This window comes from Mucilaginibacter sp. P4_D1 (assembly GCF_056401935.1).
Window position 1 is genome coordinate 1 of the sequence record NZ_JBFUIJ010000110.1, and the last position, 1,858, is coordinate 1,858.

Annotated in this window: 2 protein-coding genes; both read right to left on the reverse strand. The window is 40.4% G+C overall.

The genetic code is table 11. The features are described 5' to 3' along the window. On the reverse strand, positions 1-654 hold a 654-nt coding region (locus AC1DV1_RS31215; RefSeq protein WP_477368728.1), incomplete at its 3' end, for a phosphatase PAP2 family protein. Between the two features lie 25 nt (positions 655-679). Beyond that, complete coding sequence (locus AC1DV1_RS31220) at positions 680-1,612, reverse strand: hypothetical protein (RefSeq protein WP_477368731.1); 933 nt, start codon at positions 1,610-1,612, stop codon at positions 680-682. Positions 1,613-1,858: the final 246 nt, after the last annotated feature.

The window sequence follows — 1,858 nt, forward strand, 5'->3', positions numbered from 1 at the left end:
CAATAATTTCATCAACTCGACCGTGGTACCGGCAACAACGGCATCCTCACTTGGGTACGATGGCAACTCGGAAACCGGTACCAGGGCTTGTACAGCCGCATCATTTTTGTATGGGGCCGTACGTTTATAGGTATTTTTAAAGTGCCATGCAGCCAACAAAGCATCATACTGAGCTGCGCTTACGTAAGCATAGGCACGTGCGGCATATGGTGGGTTCGAGAACGGAAATTCAGGATAATTAAAGGGGTTGGCCGAGTTTGGCGCAGGATAGGTACCATCTGCATTTTGATATGGTGCAACGTTATGTTTGGCCACCAACTCGCGCATAATCTCGTTCCACCTTAAAACAGCGCCTGCGCTCCAGTATTTGATAGATGCTTTTTGGTCGTCCGTTAAATTACGTTGCGCTGCCTTAATTTCGTTAATATCTGCCAGGTAAGCAGGTGATGTAACTGCATCAGGTGCAGCTACAGTAAGTGTGCTAAAATCTTTAACCAGCACAGGTTTCCAGGTATCGGCATTAAGATCAATATTAGCGGGCGCAAGTGCGGGGTATTGTTGAGTGCGGTCTACAATGTCTTTTTTACAGGATGCGCTAAATATAGCTACACCTATAAACATTGATGGTATTATATAAAGTAATGATTTTTTCATCAGATTCTCTTTTAATTATTAAAAATTATTTCTCTTTCCTGGTGTTAAAAATATAGTAAATACCACCGTAGAAACTGCGCGACTGGCCAACATTTCTGCCTTTCAATACATAGTTACCACCTGCTGTAAGTTCTAACCCGGGTATCTTGGTAAATGTGTATTTAAGGATGAGGCCCGCAAGCTGCGAATTCATTTTATTACTTGGGAAAGGATTATCGTTTTTCCTGATATCAAAGCCACCATGTGTATCAACCTGTGTAAAAGTAGCCTCGGCATTAAATTGAAGGCTCCGGAAACCGGCGCTGATTAAATAATTAGAAACATCAGGCATTTGCACCTCGTTGGTGTAATGCATTTCGGTAGTGTAATACGAGTTTCTATCGATAGTGATATTGCTCCTGCGCACATACTGATAGGCACCAGCCACAAAAAACTGGCTCACCTGGTAATTGAGCAAACCACGTAAAGCAACGTTTTTACTGTGCAAACCAATAGACAATGGTAAAAAATCAGCCTCGTAGTTACTTGCAGGTATCGAGCCCGAAAGAATAGCATGTAAACTCAAAGATCCTTTACCTATCTCATGTTTAACAGCCAGCCATTTTACATATGCACTTACGTCCTGTAAATTATGTTCACCGCGTAAAGTGCCCGCTGATGCATTCGTGCTAACATAAGGCAGTGCAACTGATACGTTGATTTTGTTTGAAAGGCCATAAACAAAGCCGAGCATATAAGCATTCGAACTTACGGTACCCAGGTTTGGCGCATCGCGTTTAAAAGTACCTTCCCAATAATGATCCCACTGGCTGTGTGTATAAACACCTGCAGCGCAAACGTAGTTTTTGGGAATCATCAGCGCGTCGGCATCGGTTTGGGCTTGTACGTGTTTAGTTAAAGTAAGGCAGACAGCCAAAACAATACAGCATCTGTAAAAATACAGCAATGAATGTTTCATTCTATTTAAGTAAGGAAATTCAATAAAAATTTAATAATAAACTAACTGATAGAAAATGATTTAAAGCACAATGCGAGGCGTTAAATATTAATTCAGCATAAAGCAGGGAAGCTCATAATATGTGTTACCAAATATTACTTTTACAGCACCACTGGCACTATTAAAAGTCATCTAATGGATAACTAAACTGTACTTATCTTTTTTTTGATAAAGAACAATTCAACATCATAATTATAAGATTTAATT